This window comes from Stenotrophomonas humi (genome assembly GCF_001431415.1).
GTDB classification, from domain to species: domain Bacteria; phylum Pseudomonadota; class Gammaproteobacteria; order Xanthomonadales; family Xanthomonadaceae; genus Stenotrophomonas; species Stenotrophomonas humi.
Genome location: NZ_LDJI01000025.1, coordinates 68,119 through 93,215, shown reverse-complemented (window position 1 = coordinate 93,215; position 25,097 = coordinate 68,119). Strand labels below are relative to the sequence as shown.

Annotated in this window: 9 protein-coding genes and 1 riboswitch; of the genes, 6 read left to right on the top strand and 3 right to left on the bottom strand. The window is 64.9% G+C overall.

Translation table 11 applies throughout. The features are described from left to right. Positions 1-336 precede the first annotated feature (336 nt). The 5 genes from ABB26_RS13035 (at position 337) to ABB26_RS13015 (ending at position 18,463) form a co-directional block, all read left to right on the top strand. Positions 337-1,068, top strand: coding sequence for a winged helix-turn-helix domain-containing protein (locus ABB26_RS13035; RefSeq protein WP_057634828.1), 732 nt, complete (start codon positions 337-339; stop codon positions 1,066-1,068). Positions 1,069-1,411: 343 nt separating this feature from the next. After that, positions 1,412-10,285 (top strand): SdrD B-like domain-containing protein, encoded by an 8,874-nt coding sequence (locus ABB26_RS13030; RefSeq protein ID WP_152982672.1) that lies wholly within the window; start codon positions 1,412-1,414, stop codon positions 10,283-10,285. After that, positions 10,282-13,662 carry an Ig-like domain-containing protein gene (locus ABB26_RS13025; RefSeq protein ID WP_057634824.1) on the top strand — a complete coding sequence of 1,127 codons (3,381 nt, stop codon included), beginning with the start codon at positions 10,282-10,284 and terminating at the stop codon, positions 13,660-13,662. The genes ABB26_RS13030 and ABB26_RS13025 overlap by 4 nt, the downstream gene beginning before the upstream one ends. Before the next feature lie 10 nt (positions 13,663-13,672). Then, positions 13,673-14,695 (top strand): OmpA family protein, encoded by a 1,023-nt coding sequence (locus ABB26_RS13020; protein WP_161809052.1) that lies wholly within the window; start codon positions 13,673-13,675, stop codon positions 14,693-14,695. Positions 14,696-15,010: 315 nt separating this feature from the next. After that, the gene (locus ABB26_RS13015; RefSeq protein ID WP_057634953.1) at positions 15,011-18,463 is read left to right on the top strand and encodes a hybrid sensor histidine kinase/response regulator; all 3,453 of its coding nucleotides are present in this window, start codon (positions 15,011-15,013) and stop codon (positions 18,461-18,463) included. Between the two features lie 61 nt (positions 18,464-18,524). On the opposite strand, the gene ABB26_RS13010 is transcribed toward ABB26_RS13015, so the two are convergent. Next, positions 18,525-19,106, bottom strand: a complete 582-nt coding sequence (locus tag ABB26_RS13010; protein ID WP_057634820.1) for a manganese efflux pump MntP — start codon at positions 19,104-19,106, stop codon at positions 18,525-18,527. Between the two features lie 3 nt (positions 19,107-19,109). Further along, positions 19,110-19,277: riboswitch (yybP-ykoY riboswitch) on the bottom strand. A 180-nt stretch (positions 19,278-19,457) separates the two neighbouring features. Between ABB26_RS13010 and ABB26_RS13005 the strand changes: the two genes are divergently transcribed. Then, positions 19,458-21,935, top strand: a complete 2,478-nt coding sequence (locus tag ABB26_RS13005; RefSeq protein WP_057634818.1) for a methyl-accepting chemotaxis protein — start codon at positions 19,458-19,460, stop codon at positions 21,933-21,935. A 277-nt stretch (positions 21,936-22,212) separates the two neighbouring features. Here ABB26_RS13005 and ABB26_RS13000 read toward each other — a convergent pair whose 3' ends face one another. After that, on the bottom strand, positions 22,213-22,878 hold the full coding sequence (locus ABB26_RS13000) for a response regulator transcription factor (RefSeq protein ID WP_057634817.1): 666 nt from the start codon (positions 22,876-22,878) through the stop codon (positions 22,213-22,215). 173 nt (positions 22,879-23,051) lie between these two features. Next, the gene (gene acs / locus ABB26_RS12995; protein WP_057634815.1) at positions 23,052-24,995 is read right to left on the bottom strand and encodes an acetate--CoA ligase; all 1,944 of its coding nucleotides are present in this window, start codon (positions 24,993-24,995) and stop codon (positions 23,052-23,054) included. Positions 24,996-25,097: the final 102 nt, after the last annotated feature.

Sequence of the window (25,097 nt, the reverse complement as noted above, 5' to 3'; positions counted from 1 at the left end):
ACCGCATGCCGGGCAATCCCCGGCATGCGGTGCTGCTGGAAAATCATGCAGTCAGACATGCGGTGTGGTGCCGGGCCACGCCCGGCAAGGCCATTGGTCGGAAACGTCCTCTTGGAAACGCGGTTCCGCATCTGCGATGCGCCACGCGCAGCATTTCACCAAATTCACGCAGCTCATTTTCAGCAGGGGCGTCGGATTGCTCAGGTCTTTTTCAACGCCTGTCAGAAAGCTCTTTACGCTTTGCCTCAGTAACTGACATTACGCTGGGCTAATATTCCCCTATATTGAGCGAGGTCATGTGCCTCACAGCGGGGAAATTGTGTGGTAACGCAACTGATGGAAAACGCGCCGGCAGCGACGAGTGATGCATTGGCGCTGGCTTTGGCGCCGCTGCGCATATGGATTGTTGGAAGTCTGGACGTGGTGCTGCCATTGCAGCGCTACGGCGCGCAGGTGCATGCCATGGACAACATCGCGGCGCTGTACCGGGAGCTGGCCATCGTTCCCTGCGATGTGGTGCTGATCGATACCGCGCTTGTGGATGAAGGACTGTCCTCCACCGTGGAACACCTGCGTCGTCGTGATGACCTGGGCGTGGTGCTGTTGGTGGATGCGGCAACCCCGCAGCGGGTGGCCGAAGGCCTGTGGGCCGGTGCTGATGCCTGCCTGGCACATCGGCCGGATGTGGAGTTGCTGGCTGCGGGGTTGTACAGCCTGCGTCGGCGCTTGCCGGGGGAGCCGGCACAGGTGATCGAAGCGGCGTCAGCCGGTGAGACATCAACGGCCTGGGAGCTGGAATCGGGCGGTTGGAACCTGCGAGCCCCCAGCGGCCAGGTTCTCGCTTTGACCGAGGCCGAGCGTGCATTTTTGTCCCTGTTGTTCGCATCGCCAGACGAGACCATCGGCCGTGCGCAGCTGATCGCAGCCCTGACCGACCAGCCCTGGAGCTTTGATCCGCACCGGATTGAGGTGCTGGTGCACCGCCTGCGCAACCGCGTGCGCAGCGTCACCCGCTGCACCCTCCCCATCCGCGCAGTTCGCGGTTCGGGTTACCGCCTGACGCTCTAGTTCACACTTTGACATTCAGCCAAAGGTCACATTTGTAAACGGGAAGCGGGTTCACATCGGTGAATTTGCGGCTAATGAAATTCCTGAAAAATCAATGATCTAGCAAAAAAATGCGGACTGGTTCTCGATTCGCGTGTGATTTTCAGTGAGTTTTGGTCAGAAATCGGCACTGTAACCCTCCAAGGCCAGCGTAAGAATTCGCGCCTTCACGACGTCTCTGAATAGGGACTCGTTCTGACGACCCGTTTTTGGGGCGGTTCGTCTTCCAACCAATCACGCCTTACCCGGGTTGCCAATTGAACTGGCTGCCCGGCGTAGCAGCGCGCTTGCAGAGGGTTATCCGGTGACGATTCAGTACGAGCAGTGCATTGCCAGCAATGGCGCTCACGCGATGGAACAGAACGGTCGGCAAGGCAGCAGCCGTCTAGCGCGCTTTGTCCGCCGGGCATCGTTGTTGGTACTGAGTCTGCTGCCGGTTACGGCCCTGGCAACGGTGGTTCCACAGAACGTCAACCTGCCACCCAACATGGGTGAGGGTATCGACACGCCATTGACCATCAGCTGGCTGCGAACCGCAGCCGATGCAGGCCAGACCAGTATTTCGGTGGTTCTCCCGCCCTCTGTGGACTTTGTTCCTCCGGCTTCTCCGGGCGCCATGGACTGCACGTATGCAACTGCCAGCAACACGGTGACCTGCCCGATTGCTCCCGGCAATACGGTCAATGCACCCAGTGGTTCGGTGGGTTTCAGCATCCGCGCGCGCCAATTGGGCAGCTTCAATCTGACCGCGACCTCCAGTACCAGTCCAACGCCGGCCACCGGCACCACGACGGTCCGCGAAACCGGCAATCTTCAGGTCACCAAGAGACTGATCAGCCCGGACAATGGGCAGGGCGCCACTGGCGGCACCGCAACCTTTGAGGTGGACCCGCAGATTGCAGCGGGCGGCAGCAATCTGCCAGCTGGCGCAAAGATCGAGGTCACCGACCAGCTGCCCAACGATGCAGCCAATGTGGTGACCAGCATCACGCCGACCCCGGGCGGTGGCAACCCGGTGTGTGAAACGGTTGCCAAGGCCAACAGCAGTCGCTCTTTCACCTGTGTCTACACCGGGCCGATGACGGCGGCGCAGTTCAATGCCGCCAAGATCACCGTGGTCATGCGCACCAACGGACTTGGCACGCATACGAACAATGCGAGCATCGCCACCGTCAACGACAACTATTTCGATGCTGACCCGAACGATAATTCGGGTAGCGCCAGCTACAACATCGTGCTCGGTACGGATATCGAAGCGCTGGTGAGCTTCCCCAGCCAGCCGCTGGAAGTGAACACCGCGCAAAACCTGGTGCTGACGTACAAGAACAACGGGCCGCAGACCAGTACAGTCGGCGGCACCGTCAGCACCATCATTCCTGACGGTTTTGTCATTGGCACGCTGCCTGTGGGTTGCAGCCTGGAAGCCGGCAAGCAGCTCACTGTTTCCGGTACTTCCTACACCGGCACCTTGGTGACCTGTGATGCCGGTGTTGTTGCTTCGGGTGGTAGCAAGCCTTTCACCATTCCGCTGACCATGCCGCCGACCGGCACCGACGGGCGCTTCCCGGTCGTGGCCACGCCGCCGGCCGCGCTGAAGGACTGGAACGAAGCCAACAACAGCGTGCTCGCGCCGTACCAGATCAACGAGCCCTACACCGACATCGGCCTGACCAAGACGAAGAACCCGTCCAGTGGCCCGGTCAGCCCCGGCGCGCCGATCACCTCCTCGTTCTCGGTCAGCAATGGTATGAACAGCACCAGCGCGGCCAGCTATACGCCGGCGCAGCCGCTGTACGTGGTTGATTACATGCGCCCGCAGGAAATGGACGCCGGCTACGGTGTGAACGGGCTGGCGAACGTCACCCCGGGCTGGGAGTGCACGGTCCAGCGCAACGTGACACCACCGAACGGCATTTCTGCCGCCTTCACCACCCAGGTGACCTGCAAGACCACCGGTACCGGCTCGATCGCGCGTGGCGGCAGCCTGCCGTTGTCGTTCCAGACCCGCGCCACCGCGATCTCCGGCCAGTTGAACCTGTCCAACCGTGCCTGCACCGGCATCACCGCGCTGGGCCAGCTGGGTGTCAACCCGGCCGACGCCGCGCAGCCGGCCGACCGTGTTAACACCAATGACTGCGCCACCGCCGGCGGCGGCCTGAACCTGACCGACGTCATCGACAACACCGCCTGGGTCAACATCCGCAAGGAGTCCTCGGTCGACCAGATCAGCTGGCACGACCCCGTGGCCGACGCCCCGACCCTGTCCGGCGCCGCAGAGACGGTGTACTGGAAGATCCTGGTGTCCACACCGAGTACCACGGACAAGCCCAACCAGAAAACCATCCCGACCCTGAACCTCACCGACGACGTGCCCGGTGTACTCAACACCGCGGCCTTCAAGGGCCGGGTGCGGGTACTGTCGGCGGCCGCGATCAGCGGTAGCGCAGCCAGTGTCAGCTGTCCCGCGCTGCCGCTTGGTGCGCGCAGCCAGACCTGTGTGTTCAGCCAAGTGACACCGGGCACCGAGATTGAAGTGGTGCTGGCGGCGGATCGCCCGCTGCAGTCCACCAGCGGCAACACCGTGCTGACCAACACCGCAACGCTGACCTCGCCCAACGCGGTGCTGTCGAGCCTGCGCGCCGATGGTCTGTACTCCGACTCGGCGGCGGTGAAGGTCCTGCCGCGCACCGACTACCGGATGACCAGCAAGACCGTCACCCCGAGCGGCACGGTGCTGATCGGCGAGCCGATCGCCTTCACCCTGACCGCGCGCAACCACGGCCCGGACGCGGCGCCGCAGAACGACTTCCACATCACCGACGCCCTCCCGACCGGGACGGCGACGATGGCCGGTGCCACCTACGAAATCATCGACGTGACCGTGCCATCCGGCAGCATGCTGGACTGTTCCGCCAGCAACAAGGCCACCGGCGCCATCTCGTGCGTCAACAGCCGTGGCGCGATCGCCGCGCAGACCACCGAGACGGTGACGATCAGCGCACGCGTCAAGAAGCCGGCCAACCTGCAGGTCGCTGCCGGTGGCGTGGTCTATCCGTCGGTCACCAACCAGGCGTCGGTCGCCAGCCTGGGCGCTGTCTGCCAGTGGCTGCCGGGCTCCTCGACCAGCTGCGACGACGCCGCTTCCAACAGCAACAACAGTGCCGACGTGACCTTCGAGGTCCGCGTGCCGACCATCGACCTGCAGCAGAAGAAGACCCAGGTCTATCCGAACGGCCGCAGCAAGTTCGTCATGGGTGACCAGCTGCGCTACCGTTTGAGTGCCTTCAATCTGGGGCCGTCGCAGGCGGAGAACGTGGAGGTCCGTGACCGGATCACCGCACCGGCAGGGTTCACCGCCACCTTCGACCGCATCGAGAACGTAAACACCCGTCCGGCGGTGAGCGGCTACGCGTACAAGCCCGATACCGACGTCAGCTGCACCCAGCAGGGTGCTGAGCTGGTGTGTGTGCTGAACTCAGTGCAGGCGTTGAACCGCCTGGACAAAGAACACATGGTGGAGTTTGAAGTGCTGTTCACCGTGACGGGTGACTCCAGCCTGCCGGTGTTGTTCAACAATATCGCCTATGTCTGCGGTGACGAAACCACCAACTACGAAAGCCAGGGCAAGTGCAGCTTCGATCCGAATGATGCAGGCAACAATCTGGAGCAGGTCAACGATGTGATCTTCCCGTCAGCGGACCTGGAGGTGGTCAGCAAGACCACCGTGACTCCAGGGCCGGTGAACGTGGGGCAGCCCATCCGGTACGACATCGTGGTGCGCAATGCCCAGGGCAGCCGCGTCGAGAAGATGCGTGTCATCGATACCCTGCCTGCAGGTTTCGAATGGGTGCATGACGACACCAGCCATCCGTTGACCGTCAAGGTGGACAGTGGCAGCGGCGCAGTGCTGTCGGGTACTGGTGAGGTCAAAGTCCAAGTCGGCAAGCCCCCGGTCGGCGCTGACAACTACTGCTATCTCTCCGCCGGGCCGCCCGAAATCACGAATTTGAACCAGCAACAGGCGGTGACCTGTGACCTGGGCGGCAGTTTCCCGTCAGGCGCTGCAAACACACTGACATTGACGCTGTGGGTCAGGACCGTGCCTGGCGTGTTCACGGGCGGCTATGTGCCTGCCATTCACACCAACAAGGCTGCCATTGAGCCGGGTCGCGATGCAGATGACGAACCGACCTCGATGGATCTGAATCCGAACAACAACGAGAAGACGTCCACCACCCAGGTGCGTGACGCGCGTCTCGGCGGCCTTGTGTTCAGCGATGACAACGACAACGGCGACGTGGATGGCGGCGACACCGGCATTGCCAATGTCGACGTGACCCTGACCGGTACCGACCTGTATGGCAACCCGGTTTCGATCACGGTCAAGACCAATAATGACGGTGAATACCAGTTCATCAACCTGGCGCCGTCCAACGCCGCCGGCTACACCATCACCCAGACTCAGCCGGCGGGCTATGTCGCCAACGGTACGCCGCAGCCCAACACGGCGCGTCCGAACCGCAACGACGCCAGCACCAATGTCAGCGGTACCTACACCACCACGAACACTGCCACCACCAGCGTGATCGGCGGCGTGGTGCTGGGCGGCGGTGGCGTGGGCGTGCAGTTCGATTTCCCGGAGCCGCTGGAGCGCAAGCTCTCCGGTTACGTCTACATCGACCAGGACAACAACCACGTCCTGAGCAGCGCCGATGCACGCATTGGCGGCGCCACCGTGTACCTGGACGAAGTGGAGACCGGCCGTACCCTTACGGCGACTACCGACAATGACCAGAACCCGGGCTTTTATGAGTTCACTGGCCTGACTGCCGGCAGGACCTACGTGCTGCGCGAGCCGCTGCCGACCATGCCGACGGGCCTGCAGAACCTGCCGGCCGCGGTGAACCCGGGCAAGATTGGCAGCGTTCTGTGCGGTCCTGTCTGTCTGGTGTCCACCACCGGCAGCGAAGACAAGATTGCCGGCATCAAGCTGGTGGCCGGCAACGGCACCGAGTTCAACTTCGGTGAAAACATCACCACTGCCATTTCCGGCAAGGTCTACCTGGACCGCGACGACAGCGGCCTCCAGAACGGCACCGAACCGGGCATTCCGGGCGTGACCATCACCGTCACCGATAGCACCGGCACCGTTGTGTGGACCGGTCCTACCGCCGCTGATGGCAGCTACACCGTGCCCGGCCTGATCGCCGGTCACGACTACACCATCACCGAAACCCAGCCCGGCGGCCTGAAGGACGGCCAGGAGAACAACTCCAACGTCATCACCATCACCAAGCTGCCGCCGACCGGTTCGTCGGGCAACAACTTCGGTGAGCTGGCCGCTTCGCTGGCAGGTCGCGTGTATCTGGACCAGGCCAATGACGGTCACACCGCCACCGATCCGGGCCTGGGCAACGTGCAGGTCACCCTGAGCCGTCGTGACGGTCAGCCGGTGGTCGATGTGCTGGGCAACACCGTGTCGGTGCTGAATACCGTCGCCGATGGCAGCTATGCCTTCATCGACCTGCCGGCCGGTGACTACATCGTCACCCAGCAGGTGGCGCAGCCGGTCTATACCCCGGTCGGCGGCACGCCGGTCACCACGCTCAATGGCACCACCACCGCCGGTACCGTCATTGACGGTGTCGCCGGTGTGGCCTCGACCGTTCGCGACACCCCCAGCGCCATCACCGGCGTGGTGTTGAATGCCGGCGGCAAGTCGGTGAACAACAACTTCGGCGAGATCCTGCCGGTGTCTGCCTCGGGTGTGGTGTTCTTCGACCTCAACAACAATGGCGTGCAGGAACCGGGCGACGCAGGTATCGGTGGCGTGGATATCCGTCTGGTCGGTACCGACGACCAGGGCAACCCGGTCGACACGACCGTGCCGACCAACGCCGACGGCAGCTTCAGCTTCGACGGCCTGCGTCCGGGCACCTACACCCTGATCGAGCCGACCCAGCCGGTGGGCACCGCGCAGGGCAAGACCACGGCCGGCCAGCTGGACAGCACCAAGACCGGCAGCGGCACCGCCAGCAATGGTGCGGCGCCGGAGTCGAGCAAGATCGCCAACATCGATCTGAGCAAGCCCGGTGATACGTCGACCGACAACCTGTTCGCCGAAGTGCCGACCAACAGCGGCATCACCGGCAAGGTGTGGCTGGATGCCAACAACGATGGTGTGGTCGATCCGGGCGAAGTCGGTATTGCCGGCGTCGAAATGGAACTGACCGGCTCCGACATCAACGGCAACCCGATCACCCCGATCACCGTCACCACCGGTGCCGATGGCAGCTACAGCTTCCTCAACCTGCCCCCGGGCGAATACAAGGTGGTGGAAAAGCAGCAGCCAGCCGACACCAACGACGGCAAGACCAAGCCGGGCAACATCGGCGGTACGCCGGTGGGCAATGGCTCGGTCGAAGGCAGCGCCACCGCGCAGAACCCGTCGTTCATCGGCACGATCACCGTTGGCGTGGGCCAGGTGTCGGTCGAGAACAACTTCGGCGAGGTGCCGGCGGCCAGCATTTCCGGCAACGTCTACAACGACAGCAACGACGATGGCATCCGCCAGCCTGAGGAAGGCGGCTTTGCCAACGTCACCGTCGAGTTGACCGGTACGGACGACCTGGGCAACCCGGTCACGCTGACCACCACCACCGATGCCAACGGCAAGTACAGCTTCGACAACCTGCGTCCGGGCACCTATGTGGTGACCGAACCGAACCAGCCGGCTGAAACGCTCAACGGCAAGACCACCGCCGGCAGCACCGGCGGCACGGGCAGCAATCCGTCGACGACCACCTCGGAGATCACCGGTATCGTGCTCAAGCCGGGCGACAAGTCGGTGGACAACAACTTCGGTGAGATCGGCGATTCGCCGGACATGCTGGTGAGCAAGTCGTCCACCACGGTGAAGTTCACCGTCAACAACGTCGCCACCTACACCATCCGTGTGCGCAACGGTGGGCAGCAGGCGTCGAAGGGCGAGTACCTCGTCAAGGACCGCCTGCCGGTGGGCCTGAACCTGGCGCAGGTTCCGTCGGGCAATGGCTGGACCTGCTCCGGCGCGGTGGGCGATACCCGCTTTGAATGCCGCAGTTCGGAAGTGCTCAACGCCGGCGTGACCTCCACCTCGGACATCACCGTCAAGGTCAACGTCACCGCCGAAGCCGCGCAGGCCGGCACCGTCAACAATGCCGTGCTGGTGGAAGGCGGCGGCGAGAACGAGTTCCGCACCCCGACCACCACCGAGCGCGCTGCGTTCGACGGTGATGTCAGCACCCTGCCGGTATGCGATACCGCCATCACCCAGAACGTGTGCCGCGTACCGAACCAGGTGCAGCTGTCCGCGTCGGTGGGTGGCACCGTGTGGTTCGACATCGGCAGCGAGGACACCCGTCTGGATGGCGGCGACGAGCGGCTGCAGTCGTGGATCGTGGAGTTGCTGGATTCGGCCACCGGCCTGGTCTCGCAGAGCACCATTACCGCCGCCGATGGCAGCTACCGCTTTGGTGACGTGATTCCGGGCATCAAGTGGAACCTCCAGTTCCGTGATCCTGCTTCGGGCGTGTTGTGGGCATGGCCGGTCAACCAGGAAACCGCCGGCGGCATGGGTGTTGCCTGTGATGGTCCGCGTGCCATCAGCGATTCCAGCGTCAGTGCCTGCCGTATCACCGAGAACGGCACCAGCCAGCTGCAGGTCGTGCTTGAAGCCGGCCAGCATCTGCCGCAGCAGAGCTTGCCGGTGGATCCGTCGGGCGTGGTGTATGACGCCGTCACCCGTGATCCGGTGCCGGGTTCCATCGTCACCATTACCCCGGTGGGCGTGTGCAACGGCTATGACCCGATGACCGCCATCCTCAATGCGGCAGCCGGTGGCTACCGCGTGGAAGGCAATGCGGTGTCGATGACCGTAGGCAACAACGGCTACTACCAGTTCATGTTTGGCCCGGCCGCGCCGGCACGTTGTGAGTTCCAGCTGACGGTGACGCCGCCGGGTGGCTACCAGTTCGTGTCGTCGCTGATCGCGCCGCAGGAGGGTTCGTTGTCGCCGCTTGGCGCTGCCGGCAGCAGCCATCTGGTGCAGCCGCAGTCCAACGCACCGACCGGTGCGGTGGGTACGCCGACGCAGTACTGGCTGACCTTGTTTGCCGGTTCGTCGACCGCGGGCATCGTCCACAACCACCTCCCGCTGGATACCGCCGAAGCTACCGGCCTGGTCATCACCAAGACCGGTGATCGCCAGACCGCGGAAATCGGTGACACCGTGCAGTACACCATCACCGTGCGGCAGACCGCCGGCAGTGCGATGGCGACGTTGAACATCGTCGATACGCTGCCGCGTGGCTTCACCTACATCGACGGCACTGCCCGCGTCGGTGGTCGTGCGCTGGAAGAGCCGTTCGGCAAGCCGGGCCCGCGTCTGGGCTTCAACCTGGGCCCGATCAACGTCGGCCAGCAGCTGGTGTTGACCTATCGCGTGCGTGTCGGCGTCGGTGCGCAGCAGGGTGACGGCATCAACCGCGCCCAGGCGCATGGCTGCTCGATCACCGGCGGCTGTATCGACCCGGGCTCGATGACCCCGGTGCCGGGTTCGGTGCCGTCCAACCGTGCCGAGTACCGCGTGCGCGTCACCGGTGGCGTGTTCACCGAGGAAGCCTGCGTACTGGGCAAGGTGTTCGTGGACTGCAACAACAACCACCTGCAGGACAACGAAGAGCTGGGTATCCCGGGCGTGCGCCTGTACTTCTCCAACGGCACCTGGGTGATCTCCGATTCGGAAGGCAAGTACAGCTACTGCGGTCTGACCCCGCAGAGCCACACGTTGAAGGTGGATCCGTCCACCCTGCCGGCCGGCTCGCGCCTGACCACCAGCAGCAACCGCAACCTGGGCGATGCCGACAGCCTGTTCCTGGACCTGAAGAACGGTGAGCTGCATCGCGCCGACTTCATCGAAGGCAGCTGCTCCAACCCGCTGCTGGAGCAGGTCAAGGCCCGTCGTACCCAGGGCGAGGTGCGTGCACCGGAAACCGAAACCGGGCAATCGCAGCTGCGTTTTGAAAGCAAGCCCGCCCGTGCGCCGCAGCAGGCCACGGACTCGGCCAACCAGAGACCGATCGTGCATCCGCGACCCAACCCGCCCTCGGCATCCGCTTCGCAGGAGGTGCAGCCATGAGCCGTCATTCCCTGCGCAAGATGCCGCGCATGAGCCTGCTGGCCTGCGCGCTGGCCACTGCCGCAATGCCGGTCATGGCCCAGAACGTGGGCACCAGCAGTCGCTTCACGCCGGTGCTGGGTGATGCCAGCACGTTGTATCCGCGTTCGCTGGTCACCACCGATACGCCGCCGGAAGTCGTGGCTGCCCGTTCGGGCCAGGCCGACTACAGCCGCAACGTTGGCGTGGACCGCGTGTCGGTGGAAGTGGACCGCGATGGTGTGCCGGCCGATGGCCAGACGCCGGTGCACATCACCGTGCGTCTGCTCGGTGCCGACGGCAAGCCGCTGGCCGGTACGTCGTTTGCCACCATCGAGAACAGCGGTGGCCGCATCCGCCTGCCGGGTTCGCGGACCGACGAGTTCGGCCCCGGCGCTGCCGATGCCGACAAGGTGATGCCGGGCATCCAGGTGGAAGTGGAAAACGGCGTGGCCGAGTTCGACCTGGTGGCCCCGCACGATCCGCAGGATGTGCTGCTGCGCATCACCTCTGGCGACCAGACTGCCGAAGGCACGATTGGCTTCCTGCCGGAAATGCGCGACCTGTTGGCGACCGGCCTGATCGAAGGCATCGTCAATTTCCGCAACAAGTCCGATGCCGGGTTGGTCTCGCCGGTGCAGCACCACGATGCGTTCGACCGCGACATCCGTCGCTGGGAGAAGCAGTTCAACAACGGCAAGGCCAATGCAACGGCGCGTACTGCGTTCTTCGTCAAGGGCCAGATCAAGGGTGAGTATCTGCTCACCGCCGCCTACGATTCGGACAAGGACGTGCGCGGCCGCCTGCTGCGTGACATCCAGCCGGAAGAGTTCTACCCGGTGTATGGCGACTCGTCGCTGCGCGGCTTCGACGCGCGTTCGGCCGAGCGCCTGTACGTGCGCGTCGACAACAAGCGCAGCTACCTGCTGTATGGCGATTTCCAGACCGGCGACACCCTGGCAACCACCAGCGGCATCGGTGGCAGCGGCCCGATTCCGCAGCGCATCCTGAGTACCTACAACCGCACCGCCACCGGCCTGGGTTGGCACTTCGAGAGTGAGCGCGTGCGGACCAACGTGTTCGCCATCGAAGACTCGCTGCGGCAGATCATCGAGGAGTTCCGCAGCCAGGGCAGTGGCCCGTACGCGCTGCGCAACAACGCGGTGCTGGAAGGCAGTGAGCGCGTGGAAATGATCGTGCGCGACCGCAACCAGCCCACCCGTATCGTCTCGGTCAAGCCGTTGGCGCGTCTGGTGGACTACAGCTTCGAGCCGTTCTCCGGGCGCATCCTGCTCAATCAGTTCCTGCCCTCGTTCGACAGCGACCTCAACCCGGTGTCGCTGCGCATCACCTATGAACTGGACCAGCAGACCGAGAAGTTCTGGGTGGTCGGCGCCGATGGCCAGTTCAAGCTGACCGACAAGCTCGAAGTAGGGGCTTCTGCGGTGGAAGACCGCAACCCGTATGCCGAGTTCAAGATGGGTAGCGTCAACGCCGGCTATCGCTTCGGGCAGAACACGATGCTGGTGGCCGAGTTCGCGCGTACCCGCAGCGAGGTCAACACCAACTCGCTCAACCAGGTGACCTCGCAGGGCTTGAAGGATGTCACCGGCGAAGTGGAAGGCGATGCATGGCGCGTGGAATTCGCCCATGACGGCGGCAAGTTCGACGCCCGCGTGTTCGCCGCGCGGACCGATCCGGAGTTCAACAACGCTGCCTCGCCGTTGTACGGCGGTCGTGGCGAGTACAGCGCACGCATGGCGTATGCCGTGGGTCCGCGCCTTGAGCTGTACGTGGAAGGCCTGCGCAGCGAAGACCGCAACCCCGACGGTGGCAAGCGCGATGCCGGCGGTGCCGGTGTGCGCATCGGTGCCACTGAGCGTCTGACCGTGGACCTGGGTCTGCGCAGCATCCGCGAAACCATCGGCGTGACCTCGCCGTGGTCTTCCGGTGCGCCGTTCGGCCAGACCGGCGGACTGACCGGTGGTTTTGCCACGGGCGGTGGTGGCGGTGCGCTGGGCTACGGCCAGCAGGCACTGGACCCGGCCACCGGCCTGATGGTCATCAACGGTTCCTCCAGTGGCAGCCCGATCACCAGCGACCTGCCGATCGGCACCAAGCTGGAATCGGACAGCGCCCGCCTGGGCCTGGGCTACCGCTTCAGCGACAAGTTCAGCGGCGGCGCCGAGTACGAGCAGAGCGTCAGTGGTGAGGACCGCAACCGTGTTGCTGCGGGTGTGGATTACCAGGTGTTCGAGCGCAGCCGCCTGTACGGCCGTTACGAGAGGCAGACCGGCCTGACCAGTGCCTACGGCATCACCACCACCGACCGCGAGGCCGATGCGCTGGTGTTCGGTATCGACAGCAGCTACATCCGCGACACGCAGGCGTTCTCCGAGTACCGCATGCGTGACTCGATCAGCGGCCGCGACGTGCAGGCAGCATCGGGTATCCGCAACAACTGGGATATCGCCCAGGGCCTGCGCCTGAGCAGCTCGATCGAGCGGGTGAACGTGGTGGCCGGTGATACCGGCGACAGCACCGGCCTGGCACTGGCGTTGGATTACAGCGCCAACCCGTTGTGGCGCGGCGCCATCCGTGGCGAGCACCGCATCTCCGAGGACGTACCGGGCACGGTCGCCAACGAGGCCTTCAACACCACGCTGCTGCAGTTCATGCTGGCCCGCAAGTTGAGCCGCGACTGGACCCTGCTGGGCCGCAACTACCTGCTGGCCACCAACTACGAAGACCGTGGTGACGTGCTGCAGGATCGCTTCCAGCTCGGCCTGGCCTACCGCGACACCGACCGCAACCGGGTCAACGCGCTGATGCGCTACGAGTACAAGCTCGAGCGCGACGAGAGTGGCCTGACCCTGCTAGACGGTGAAGTGGTGGATGGCACCAGCCAGGACGTGCGTACCCGTGCGCATATCGTCTCGGCGCATGCCGACTGGCACCCGTCGCGTCCGTGGTGGCTGACCGGCCGCATTGCCGGCAAGTGGCAGCGTGACCAGTTCGCCTACAGCGACGGTGGCCGCGTCAACAGCAGCTTCAACGCCGTGCTGTTGTCGGGTCGCGTGGTCTACGACATCACCGAGAACTGGGACATCGGCGTACTGGGTTCCACCTTCCGTGGCCAGTACGGTGCCAACCAGTACGCCTACGGTCTGGAAGTGGGCCGCCTGTTGCGCCAGAACCTGTGGTTGTCGGCCGGTTACAACTGGACCGGCTTCGAAGGCGACAGCGACCTCAACGGTTACGAGTACACGCAGCAGGGTGCGTTCCTGCGCCTGCGCTTCAAGTTCGATGAAGATCTTTTCCGTCGGGACCCGGTTCGTTACCGCGATCCGGCCCGCTGAGGATGACACCATGACCCTTTCGCCTATGAAAACCCGCTCGTTCCGCACCCTGCTGGCTGCTGCCGTCCTGACGGTGGTTGCCGGTGGCACCAACGCCCAGCAGACCCAGCTCAATCCGCAGGCCAAGCGCATCACCGATGAGGCCATCCATGCCGACCTGGAGTCCTACGAGGCCACCCAGGGCCGCATCCAGGCGCTCAACGACGGTGGCCGGCCGATCCGCGATTACCACCTGTCCAAGGCGCAATGCTGGCTGGACGTGTCGTTCCACGAATACACCCGCAACGACCGCAGCGCATTCCCGCAGGAAGCGTTGACCGAGTCGGAGAAGCTGATCGTGGACATGGAGAACGGCGTCTCGCCGATCCCCACCGACACCGCATTGGTCAACGACGCCAAGTACCTGCGGGCCGACCTGTGGCAGCGGCTGAAGGTCATCCACGGCACCCCGGGCTTTGCCTGCGCCTCGCAGAAAGTGGCCTGCGGTGAAGTGGAGCTGGTGCACGCCGGCAACGAGTTCAACCAGCAGCAGTGGCGTCACTCCAAGCCGTACATCCAGATCGCCGAAGACCTGGTCAATGAAGCCGAGACCGCGGCACGCCTGTGTGGCGTGGACCCGGCCGGCCCGGCCGTGCCGCCGATCGCAGCGGGTCCGCTGATTGCCAATGTGCTGTTCGAGTTTGATCGCAACGGCTACAAGGACATCCGCACCTACTCGCTGGAAAGCGTGGACCGTGCGCTGGCCACCATTGCCGCCGAGAAGCGTGAGCTGGCTGGCGTGGCGCTGGTCGGCCATGCCGATCGCATGCAGGGCAAGGGTTTCGACTACAACCAGGCACTGTCCGAGCGTCGCGCCGAAACCGTGCGTTCGCTGTTGATCGGCCGCGGCGTTCCGGCCGACAAGATCCGCTTCGAGTACCGCGGTGACACCCAGCAGGTGCAGCAGTGTGACGGCGTCAAGCCGCGTGCGGCACTGCTGGAATGCCTGCTGCCGAACCGCCGCGTGGAAGTGCAGTTCGAGCTGGCACAGTAAGACATCGGCCAATGTTGAACCCAGAACGCCCCGGCATTGCCGGGGCGTTCTGCTTTTGTTCGCTCGCTTTCTTTGAAGGTGTGGGGGCCAAGGCGCACTTCGGTGAAAGGCAGAGGAGTAAGGCCGCACTCCGGTGGGGGGAGAGAAGCGGCACTTCGCTGAAACGGAGCGGAGCCGCATCTGCCCTCTCCCCTGCGCAGCAGGGGAGGGTTGGGAGGGTTGGGAGGGGCACGGCTTCCCCTGCTTCAGCCCCGCCGAAAGCCCCCGCCCAATGGAATGGCTACACTGGGCCGCTCCGCTCGACGGGATGTGCTCTTGGTCTCCAGCTGGATCCTGCTCCTGGTCTCCCTCGGCTACGCCGCGCTGCTGTTCGGTGTGGCGTGGTGGGGTGACCGTCGCCCGCTGTATCCGGACCGCCCGTGGCTGCGGCCTGTGGTCTACAGCCTGGCGCTGGCGGTGTACTGCTCGTCGTGGACGTTCTATGGCGGCGTCGGCACTGCGGTGCGTTATGGCATCGGCTACCTGCCCATTTATCTGGGTCCGCTGCTGATGCTGGCGTTCGGTTGGCGCATCATCGAGCGGCTGGCGCTGATCGCGCGCAGTGAGAACGTCGTCTCGATCGCCGATTTCATTTCCTCGCGCTTCGGTCGCTCGCGGCGGTTGGCGGCCCTGGTGGCGTTGATCGCGTTGATCGGCGTGGTGCCGTACCTGGCACTGCAGTACAAGGCGGTGGCGATGAGCCTGCAGGTGCTCAGCGGCGATGCCGGTGGTCAGGGGCCCCTGACCGATCCGGCGTTGTACGTGGCACTGCTGATGGCCTTGTTCGCCATCCTGTTTGGCACCCGCCAGGTGGATGCCACCGAGCACCACCACGGCATGATGCTGGCCATCGCGCTGGAATCGATGATCAAGCTGATCGCGATGGTCGCGGTGGGCCTGTTCGCCTACCTGCTGATCTCCGACCGTGGCGAATCGGTGGTGCGCTCGGCGCGCACGTTGTTCGAGGGCATGCCACCGGTGGGCTTCGTCTCGCAGACGCTGCTCAGTTTCCTGGCCTTGATCTGCCTGCCACGCCAGTTCCATGTTGCCGTGGTGGAGTGCGGCAATGCCGCCGACGTGCGCCGCGCGCGCTGGATGTTTGGTGGCTACCTGGTGGTGATCTCGCTGATGATCATCCCCATCGCCACCGCTGGCGCCACCCTGTTCGGCACCGGCCTGGCCTCCGACGACACCCTGGTGCTGGCCCTGCCGATGTCCGAAGGCAGCATGGCGCTGGCCCTGGCCGCCTATGTGGGCGGCTTCTCGGCGGCCACCGGCATGGTCATCGTGTCCTCGATCGCCCTGGCCACCATGATCAGCAACGATCTGGTGATGCCGGTGCTGCTGCGCCGCAGTGGCGACCACCGTGAAGCGGCCAGCGTCGCCTCGCGCGTGCTGTGGATCCGTCGCCTGGCGATCCTGTTGCTGGCGCTGGTGGCTTACGGCTACTACCGCGGCAGCAACAACGACACCATGCTCGCCACCTATGGCCTGATGGCATTCGCCGCAGTAGCGCAGTTCGCGCCTGGCCTGATCGGCGGCCTGTACTGGCGCGGCGCCAGCCGTCGTGGCGTGGAGACCGGCATGCTGGTCGGCTTCGGCGTGTGGATCTACACGCTGCTGATTCCGGCGCTCAGTCATGGCGGCTGGTTGAGCGGATCACTGTTGCAACACGGCCCGTTCGGCATTGAATGGCTGCGCCCGCAGCAGCTGTTCGGCTTGGCCGGCTGGGACGCACTCACGCACGGCACATTCTGGTCGCTGCTGCTCAATACCGGCACGATGCTGCTGGTCTCGATGCGCTGGCGGCCGGATGTTGCCGAACGCCTGCGTGCAGCGCCGTTTCTCGACCCCTATGCAAAACGCCCGGCCGTAGCCGGTGACTGGCCGGCACACATCAAGGTGCGTGACCTGTTGGCGCTCGCCACCCGGGTGATCGGCGACAGCCGCGCGCGCCGTTCCTTCATTGAACAGGCGCAGCTGTTGCAACGCGATTTCCTGCCATCCGCCGCGGCCGACCGCGTGTGGGTGCAGTTCACCGAACGCCTGTTGGCCGCCTCCATCGGCGCGGCATCGGCGCGCCTGCTGCTGACCAGCCTGCTGCGCGGCTCGGGCATGGACCTGGGTGAAGTGGTGGCGGTGCTGGACGAAGCCGGCCAGGAGCTGCGCTTCAACCGCGAGATTCTTTCCACCACGCTGGAAAACATCAGCGCCGGCGTCAGCGTGGTCGATCCGGAAATGCGCCTGACCGCGTGGAATCGCCGCTACCAGCAGATGTTCGGTTACCCCGACGGCATGCTCTACGTCGGCCGCCCGGTCGCCGATCTGATCCGCTACAACGCCGAACGCGGCGAGCTCGGTTCGGGCGATACCGAAGTGCAGATCAACCGGCGCATTGGTTACATGCGCGCCGGCTCGCCGCATGTGTTCGAGCGGACCGGTGCCGATGGCAAGGTGATCGAACTGCGTGGGCAGGCGCTGCCCGGCGGCGGCTACGTCACCAGCTACAACGACATCACCGATTTCAAGCAGGCCGAGCAGGCGCTGCTGGAGGCCAACGAAACACTGGAACAGCGTGTTGCCGAGCGTTCGCAGGCGGCCGAGGCCGCGCAGCAGTCCAAGACCCGCTTCCTCGCCGCCATCAGCCACGATGTGCTGCAACCGCTCAACGCCGCGCGCCTGTTTGCCTCGGCATTGCGCGACAGCCTGCAGGAGACCGACGAACAACGGCATCTGGCCGAACGTGTGGATGCCTCGCTGCGTGCCGCCGAGGAACTGCTCGACGGTCTGCTGGATGTGTCACGCCTGGATGCTGGTGGCATGCGGCCGACCATCACCGATTTCGATGCCAGTGTGCTGGTGCGCGAAATGGCCGCGCAGTACACCCCGATAGCGGCGGGCCGTGGGCTGCGCCTGCATGTGTTCGCGCGGCCGGCCTGGGTGCGCAGTGACCGACGCCTGCTGCGCCGCGTGCTGCAGAACTTCATGGCCAACGCGTTGCGTTACACCCGCACCGGCCGCATCGTGCTGGCGTTGCGGGTGCGCGGTGAACAGGTCGAGCTGCAGGTGTGGGACACCGGCCCGGGCATTCCCGAGCACCACATGCAGCAGATCTTCAAAGAGTTCCACCGCTACCAGCAGCCGTTCGACTGGGGTGAACAGGGCTTGGGATTGGGCCTGTCCATCTGCCAGCGCATCTCGCGCCTGCTCGATCACGGCTTGAACGCGCGCAGCCAGATCGGCCACGGCAGCATGTTCTCCATCACCTTGCCGCATGTTGCCGCGCCCAGCGTGCCGCAATCGGCGACAAAGCCGGTTTCTGCCTTTGGTGGCGACGATTCGCTGGCCGGCATGCGCGTGCTGTGCGTGGACAACGATCAGGAAATTCTTGATGGCATGCGCGCGCTGCTGGGCCGCTGGAAGGTGGATGTGATCGCCGCCAGCACCGTGGACATGGCGCTGGAAAAAGTGGCCGAACAGCCGGATGTGATGCTGGTGGATTACCACCTGCATGACCGCCTCGACGGTCTGGATGCGCTGGTCGCGCTGCGCGAAGCCGCAGGCCGTCCACTGCCGGGTGCGTTGCTCACCGCGGACGGCCGCGATGAACTCAAGCGCATGGCGCGCGAGCGTGGCTATCGCGTGCTGACCAAGCCGGTGAAGCCGGCCTCGCTGCGTGCGTTCCTCACCGCGTTGAACGACCCGCGCCGCCGGCAAGGCGGCGCGTAGAGGCGTACAAGGGGGGGGCTGGGGAGGGATGCTTTTGCTTCCGCTCCCAAAGCTGCGACTCTTACCCCGCCGCGTTCAGATGCTCATAGAGAATCGTGCAGCCGATGATGATCAGGATCGCGCCGCCGATGATCTCCGCGCGCTTGCCGGCCAGCGTGCCCAGTACACGGCCGAGCATGATCCCCAGCGTCACCATGGTCAGCGTGCACAGGCCGATCACCAGCGCCACTACGCCGATATGCACGTCCAGGAACGCCAGGCCCACGCCAATGGCCATCGCATCGATGCTGGTGGCAAAGCCGGTGACAGCCAGTGCCCAGAAACCATGGCGCGGCTTGTCGCTTGATGCTTCGTCGGCTTCCTCTTCATTGGGTTTGAGCCCGGCAAGGATCATGTGCACGCCCAAGGCGCCCAGCAGTACGAATGCGATCCAGTGATCGAAGGCTTCCACGTACTGCGAAGCGGCGCGGCCCAGCAGCCAGCCGATGATCGGGGTGATGGCTTCAATGACGCCGAAGATCAAGCCTGCACGCAGGGCATCGGCAAAGCGGGGCTTGCGCATTGCTGCGCCTTTGCCGACCGCAGCGGCGAAGGCGTCGGTGGACATGGCAAAACCAACAAGCAGGATGGAGAGTGGGGACATCTGGAGCACCGGGTTGGGCGGACACAAACGGCATGCGTCGCGCCCAACCTGAAGTTGCGCACGCATGCCGCTGGTCTCGCCAACCGGGTCTGGCTGCCCACACCACGGCGCAATGGCCGAGTATGTTGATGTGGGCGCTTCCAATGCTGGAAGCAGGCTACTCCCCAAGGGAACACGGATTCTAGCATGGCCGCTGGCGGGGCCAGCGGCAGCAATATGCTCGTCACACTCCAGTGCCTTAATGGGCGCCGCATCGCGGCCGTGCCAGGCCGCACGATGCGCTGGAAAGCGGCGCTAAAGCCCAGTCCGCCATGGCCGATATAGGTGCGTCCCTACGCCCGGAGTCATGGCATGAAATTCCCGCTTGGAATCGCCCAGAAGCTGCGTCTGAGCCTGCTGGCGTTGGTGGTCGGCCTGGCCGTCATCGGCTCGGCCTACGCTTGGCTCAGTGCCGGCATGCAGCGTGCCGATCTGCGCTTGCAGAACTACCAGCAGGACGCGGCGCGGCTGGAAGCGTTGGCTGCCGCCTTCGCCGAGGTACGGCGTGCGCAGGCCGAGTATGCCATGTCGTTTTCGGCGCCGGCCGGCACCGCCTTCCTGGCTGCCAACGAACGGCTCCAGGCTGCGTTGGCGTCGTCCACTGGCAGCGCGCCGTGGAGCAAGGAACTGGCCATGCCATTGCACGGCTACCTGGAGTCGGGCACGGCACTGGACGAGCGCATCAACGCGTTGGGCCATGACGCCGACAGTGGTTTGCAGGGCGAGTTGCGCGGTGCCGTGCACCAGGTCGAGAACCTGATCGGCAACTACGACGTGCCGGCGCTGCAGGTATCGATGTTGACCATGCGTCGTTACGAGAAGGATTTCATCCTGCGTCGCGAACAGAAATACGCCGATGAACTGAGCGGGCAGGTGATGCCGTTCGAACTGCTGTTGCAGCAGGCGCGCATGCCCGAGGATATCAAGGGCCAGGTGCGCGATGCGATGCAGCTTTACCAGGGCGCGTTCCTGTCCTACGCGGCGGCGCGCTACGGCGCCGACAGCGAGACACAGTCGATGGACGATCTTGCCGCGCGGGCCGGGCCGGTCATCCGGAAGCTGCAGCAGGAGCAGCGCGCGGCATTGCAGCAGCAACGGGCCGAGCAGGCGTCGGCGCGCACCTGGATGAACGCGGCATTTGCGGTCACCGTGCTGCTGGTCGGGCTGCTGCTGGTCATCCTGTTGCTGTTGTTGCTGCGTGCGGTCAGTCGCCCGCTGGTCGACGCGGCTGACTTCGCCCGTGCCATTGCCGATGGCCATCTCGACGGCAGCCTGGTGGTGCGCAACACGCACGACGAGATCGGCCGGCTGGCGACGGCGCTGATGCAGATGCAGGCCAGCCTGCGCGAGCGCATCGCCAGTGAGCGCATTGCCGCTCAGGCCAATCAGCGCGTGCGCCAGGCGCTGGATGTGGCCGGCGCGGCGGTACTGGTCACCGATGCCGAAGGCCGCGTGGTCTATGCAAATGAAGCGTTGGCACAGAGTTTCGCGCAGGCCGGTATCGGCCAGACGATGGACACCGGCACTGATGTGGCACTGCTGGGCGAGGACGTGCTGGCGGTCCTGCGCCGAGCGCAGCAAGCGGCCTCCGCTGTCGATGCGGAAGTGGAGCTGGGCAACAGTGGCTTTCTGCTGCGTACCAGCCCGGTGCTGGAGCACTCGCGGGTGCTGGGGTTGGTGATGGAGTGGCAGGACCGTCACCTCGAGCGGGTGATCGTCAACGAGGTGGCCGCCGTGGTGGCTGCCGCCGCCGCGGGCGAGCTGCAGGGGCGCATCGCACTGGACGACAAGCAGGGTTTCGTCCGCCAGTTGGGTGAACGCATCAACGCATTGCTGGATGGCGTGCAGACGCAGTTGGGCGATGCCACACGGGTGATTGGTCATTTCGCACGTGGCGATCTGAGCGCGCGCATGCGCGATGACGGCCGGGGCATCTACGCCACGTTGCGCCAGGGCTTGGAAGTGGCGATGCAGCAGGTGGGCGGCATTGTTTCCAGCATCCAGCAATCGGCCGGCAGCGTGCAGGAGGCGGTGGACGACATGGCCAGCGGCACGGCCGATCTGTCCGGGCGGGTCGAACAGCAGGTGCGCGACGTGCATGACGCGCTGGAGCGGATGCGCTCGGTAGCCGGCGAGGCCCGTGAGAATGCCGGCAGTGCGCGGCACAGCGCGGAGGTCTCCGGTGCGGCAAGCCGGGCGGCGGAGCGTGGCAGCGAAGCCACTGCCGCAGCGATCAGTGGCATGGAGCAGCTCCGTGCATCGTCGCGGCATATCCGCGAGATCGTCGCTACCGTCGACAGCCTGTCGTTCCAGACCAATCTGCTGGCACTCAATGCGGCGGTGGAAGCGGCGCGTGCCGGCAGCCACGGTCGTGGCTTCGCGGTGGTGGCCGGTGAAGTGCGGATGCTGGCGCAGCGCTCCGCCGAAGCATCGCAGCAGATCCGCACGCTGGTGGATGACTCGTTGCAGCAGGTGGAGGCCGGTGCGCGACTGGTGGACACCAGTGGCGAGGTGATGCACGACATCAGCGGCCGGGTGCAGCAGGTGGTAACGGCGATGGCACGCATTGATGCCGCATCGGAACGGCAGGTGGTTGCGGTTGATGACGTGGAGCGGTTGTTGCGCCGCATTGGCGAGGGTACGCAGCAGAGTGGCAAGGTCGCGCGTGCCTCGTCGCAGGCGGCGGTGGAGATGCGGGCGCAGGCACAGGAGTTGGCGGCGGCAGCGGAGAGGTTCGTGCTGGATACCGTGCAGGACGATTCAGCTGTGACGTTGCGGCATTCGGCCTGATGGGTGATGCCGTGCATGGTGCGATTGGGCTGCAGGAGCGGCCCATCCGCAAACCGCCGCCGGGATGCATCAAAGACGGGAGGCAGCCCGGCCCCGCGACGGTCTGGCCGATCGCATGAATCACGCTCGCCCCTTGGCGCAGCCCAGTGGCGGGTGGGCGGAAGAGGCTTTCAGCGGTTCAGCCGCACTCCCTGCAAGCACGAGCGGGGATGAAAGGCAGACAACACTGCGGTGGGTGCAAACGCGCCTGGACGCAATGCCGGGCGGTAGCCAACGCTCAGTCTTCTTCCGGCGGCAGCACGATCGCGTCATCGTCGATGGCCAGCTTGCCGGCCATCAGCACCGCCTGGGTGCGGTTGGTCACGCCGAGCTTGCGCAGGATCGCGGTGACGTGCGCCTTGATGGTGGCTTCGGACACCCCCAGGTCATAGGCGATCTGTTTGTTCAGACGGCCAACACCGAGCATCTGCAGCACACGGAACTGCTGCGGGGTCAGTTCGCGCAGGCGTTGGCCCACTTCGCGTTCTTCATGGTCGGTGGGCGGCACGTTGTGCGCCTCGGCCGGGGCCCAGCGTTCACCATCGAGGATGGTGCCCAGTGCATGACCGATGGTGTCCGAATCTGCGGATTTGGGAATGAAGCCGAATGCGCCATGGTCGAGTGCGCGGCGCATCACCGTGGGCTCCTCGCGGGCGGACACCACCACGATCGGCAACTGCGGGTGCAGCGAGCGCAGATGCACCAGTGCGTTGAAGCCCTGCGCGCCAGGCATGTTCAGATCCATCAACACCAGGTCGGCATCGGGATGCTGCTCGGCCAGCGTGTACAACGCCTCCACGCTGTCGGCCTCCAGTAACTGCACGCCCGGGATGACACGTTGCACCGCGCCTTTGAGGGCTTCGCGGAACAGCGGGTGGTCATCGGCGATCAGCAGGGTAGGCATGGCGGGAATCGGAGTTGGCGGAGTATTGAAGCCCCTCTCCTTGTGGGAGAGGGGTTGGGGAGAGGGTACACAGGCTGAGCCCGTTGTGCGCTGCGCGCCTACCCTCATCGGCCCCTTCGGGGCACCTTCTCCCACAGGGAGAAGGTGAAGCCGCGCAGCTTCCCGTACCCGCGTTACCGAACCTTGCGCTCTTCCACCAGCGAGGCGACCACCGAGGGATCGGCCAGCGTGGAGGTGTCGCCCAGTTGGTCCGGTGCGTTCTCGGCGATCTTGCGCAGGATGCGGCGCATGATCTTGCCCGAACGGGTCTTGGGCAGGCCCGGCGCCCACTGCAGGTGGTCCGGTGCGGCGATCGGGCCGATTTCCTTGCGCACCCAGACCACCAGTTCCTTGAGCAGCTCGTCGGTCTGCGGCTCGCCGGCAACCAGCGTGACGTAGGCGTAGATGCCCTGGCCCTTGATCTCGTGCGGGAAGCCGACCACGGCCGCTTCGGCCACCTTCGGGTGCGAGACCAGTGCGCTTTCCACTTCGGCCGTGCCGATGCGGTGGCCGGAGACGTTGATCACGTCATCGACGCGACCGGTGATCCAGTAGTAACCGTCTTCATCGCGACGGCAGCCGTCACCGGTGAAGTAGCTGCCCGGGTAGGTGCGGAAGTAGGTGTCAATGAAGCGCTGGTCATCACCGTAAACGGTACGCATCTGGCCCGGCCAGGAATCACGGATGATCAGGTTGCCTTCGGCAGCGCCTTCCAGCGGCTCGCCGTCGGCACTGACCAGTGCCGGCTGCACGCCGAAGAAGGGCAGTGTCGCCGAGCCCGGCTTCAGGTCGACCGCGCCCGGCAGCGGCGAGATCAGGATGCCGCCGGTTTCGGTCTGCCACCAGGTATCGACGATGGGGCAGCGCGAATCGCCGACCACTTCGTAGTACCAGCGCCAGGCTTCCGGATTGATCGGCTCACCCACGCTGCCGAGCAGGCGCAGGCTCGAACGCGAGGTGCGCTTGACCGGTGCTTCGCCCTCGCGCATCAGTGCACGGATGGCGGTCGGTGCGGTGTAGAAGATGGTGACCTGGTGCTTGTCGATCACTTCCCAGAAGCGCGAGGTGTTGGGGTAGTTCGGCACGCCCTCGAACATCACCGAGGTGGCGCCATTGGCCAGCGGGCCGTAGACGATGTAGCTGTGGCCGGTGACCCAGCCCACATCGGCGGTGCACCAGTAGATGTCGTCTTCGCGCAGGTCGAATACCGCTTCATGCGTGTATGCCGCATACAGCAGGTAGCCGCCGCTGGTGTGCAGCACGCCCTTGGGCTTGCCGGTGGAACCGGAGGTGTAGAGGATGAACAACGGATCTTCCGCGTTCATGCGTTCGGGTTCGCACACCGATGGCTGCGTGTCGACGATGTCGTGGAACCAGCGGTCGCGCGGCGCCTGCATGTCCACCGCACCGCCGGTATGGCGGACCACCAGCACGGTTTCCACGGTGTTGGTGCCGGGCAGCTTCAGTGCGGCGTCGACGTTGGCCTTCAGCGGTACCTTCTTGCCACCCCGCAGGCCTTCATCGGCGGTGATGATCAGCTTGCTGGCGCAATCGCCGACACGGTCGGCGATGGAGTTGGCGGCAAAGCCCCCAAACACCACCGAGTGGATTGCACCGATACGCGCGCAGGCCAGCATGGCCACGGCGGCATCGACGATCATCGGCAGGTAGATGGTGACGCGGTCGCCTTTCTTGATGCCGAGCGCGCGCAGCGCGTTGCCCAGGCGGCAGACGCGTTCGTACAACTCGCGGTAGGTGACCTTCTGCGCCGGGCTGTCCGGGCCATCGGGTTCGAACAGCAGGGCGGTCTTGTCGCCACGCGTGGCCAGCTGCCGGTCCAGGCAGTTGACGCTGACGTTGAGCTCGCCGTCCTCGAACCACTTGATGCGGAAATCGTCGAGCTTGTAGCTGACGTTCTTGATCTTGGTCGGCTTTACATACCAATCCAGACGTTCGGCGGCCTTGGCCCAGAACGCATCGGGATTTTCCACCGATTCGCGGTACAGCTGTTGATACGTGTTCTTGTCGATCCGGGCCTTCGCGGCGAATGCGGATTCAACGGGATAAACATCAGTCATGGCAACCCTCACCTTTGCACTTGTAACCAATGAATGAGCCATATCGTGCGACATGGCCGGACTCCCCAAGTGTGCCGCATCCGCCCCGTGTCGCGCTGCCCC

What these genes read in the sequence shown, in the direction of transcription:
- ABB26_RS13035 (WP_057634828.1), top strand. Translation starts at nt 337, where the DNA reads ATGGAAAACGCGCCGGCAGCGACGAGTGATGCATTGGCGCTGGCTTTG.
- ABB26_RS13025 (WP_057634824.1), top strand. Translation starts at nt 10,282, where the DNA reads ATGAGCCGTCATTCCCTGCGCAAGATGCCGCGCATGAGCCTGCTGGCC.
- ABB26_RS13020 (WP_161809052.1), top strand. Translation starts at nt 13,673, where the DNA reads ATGACCCTTTCGCCTATGAAAACCCGCTCGTTCCGCACCCTGCTGGCT.
- ABB26_RS13010 (WP_057634820.1), bottom strand. Translation starts at nt 19,106, where the DNA reads ATGTCCCCACTCTCCATCCTGCTTGTTGGTTTTGCCATGTCCACCGAC.
- ABB26_RS13005 (WP_057634818.1), top strand. Translation starts at nt 19,458, where the DNA reads ATGAAATTCCCGCTTGGAATCGCCCAGAAGCTGCGTCTGAGCCTGCTG.
- ABB26_RS13000 (WP_057634817.1), bottom strand. Translation starts at nt 22,878, where the DNA reads ATGCCTACCCTGCTGATCGCCGATGACCACCCGCTGTTCCGCGAAGCC.
- acs (WP_057634815.1), bottom strand. Translation starts at nt 24,995, where the DNA reads ATGACTGATGTTTATCCCGTTGAATCCGCATTCGCCGCGAAGGCCCGG.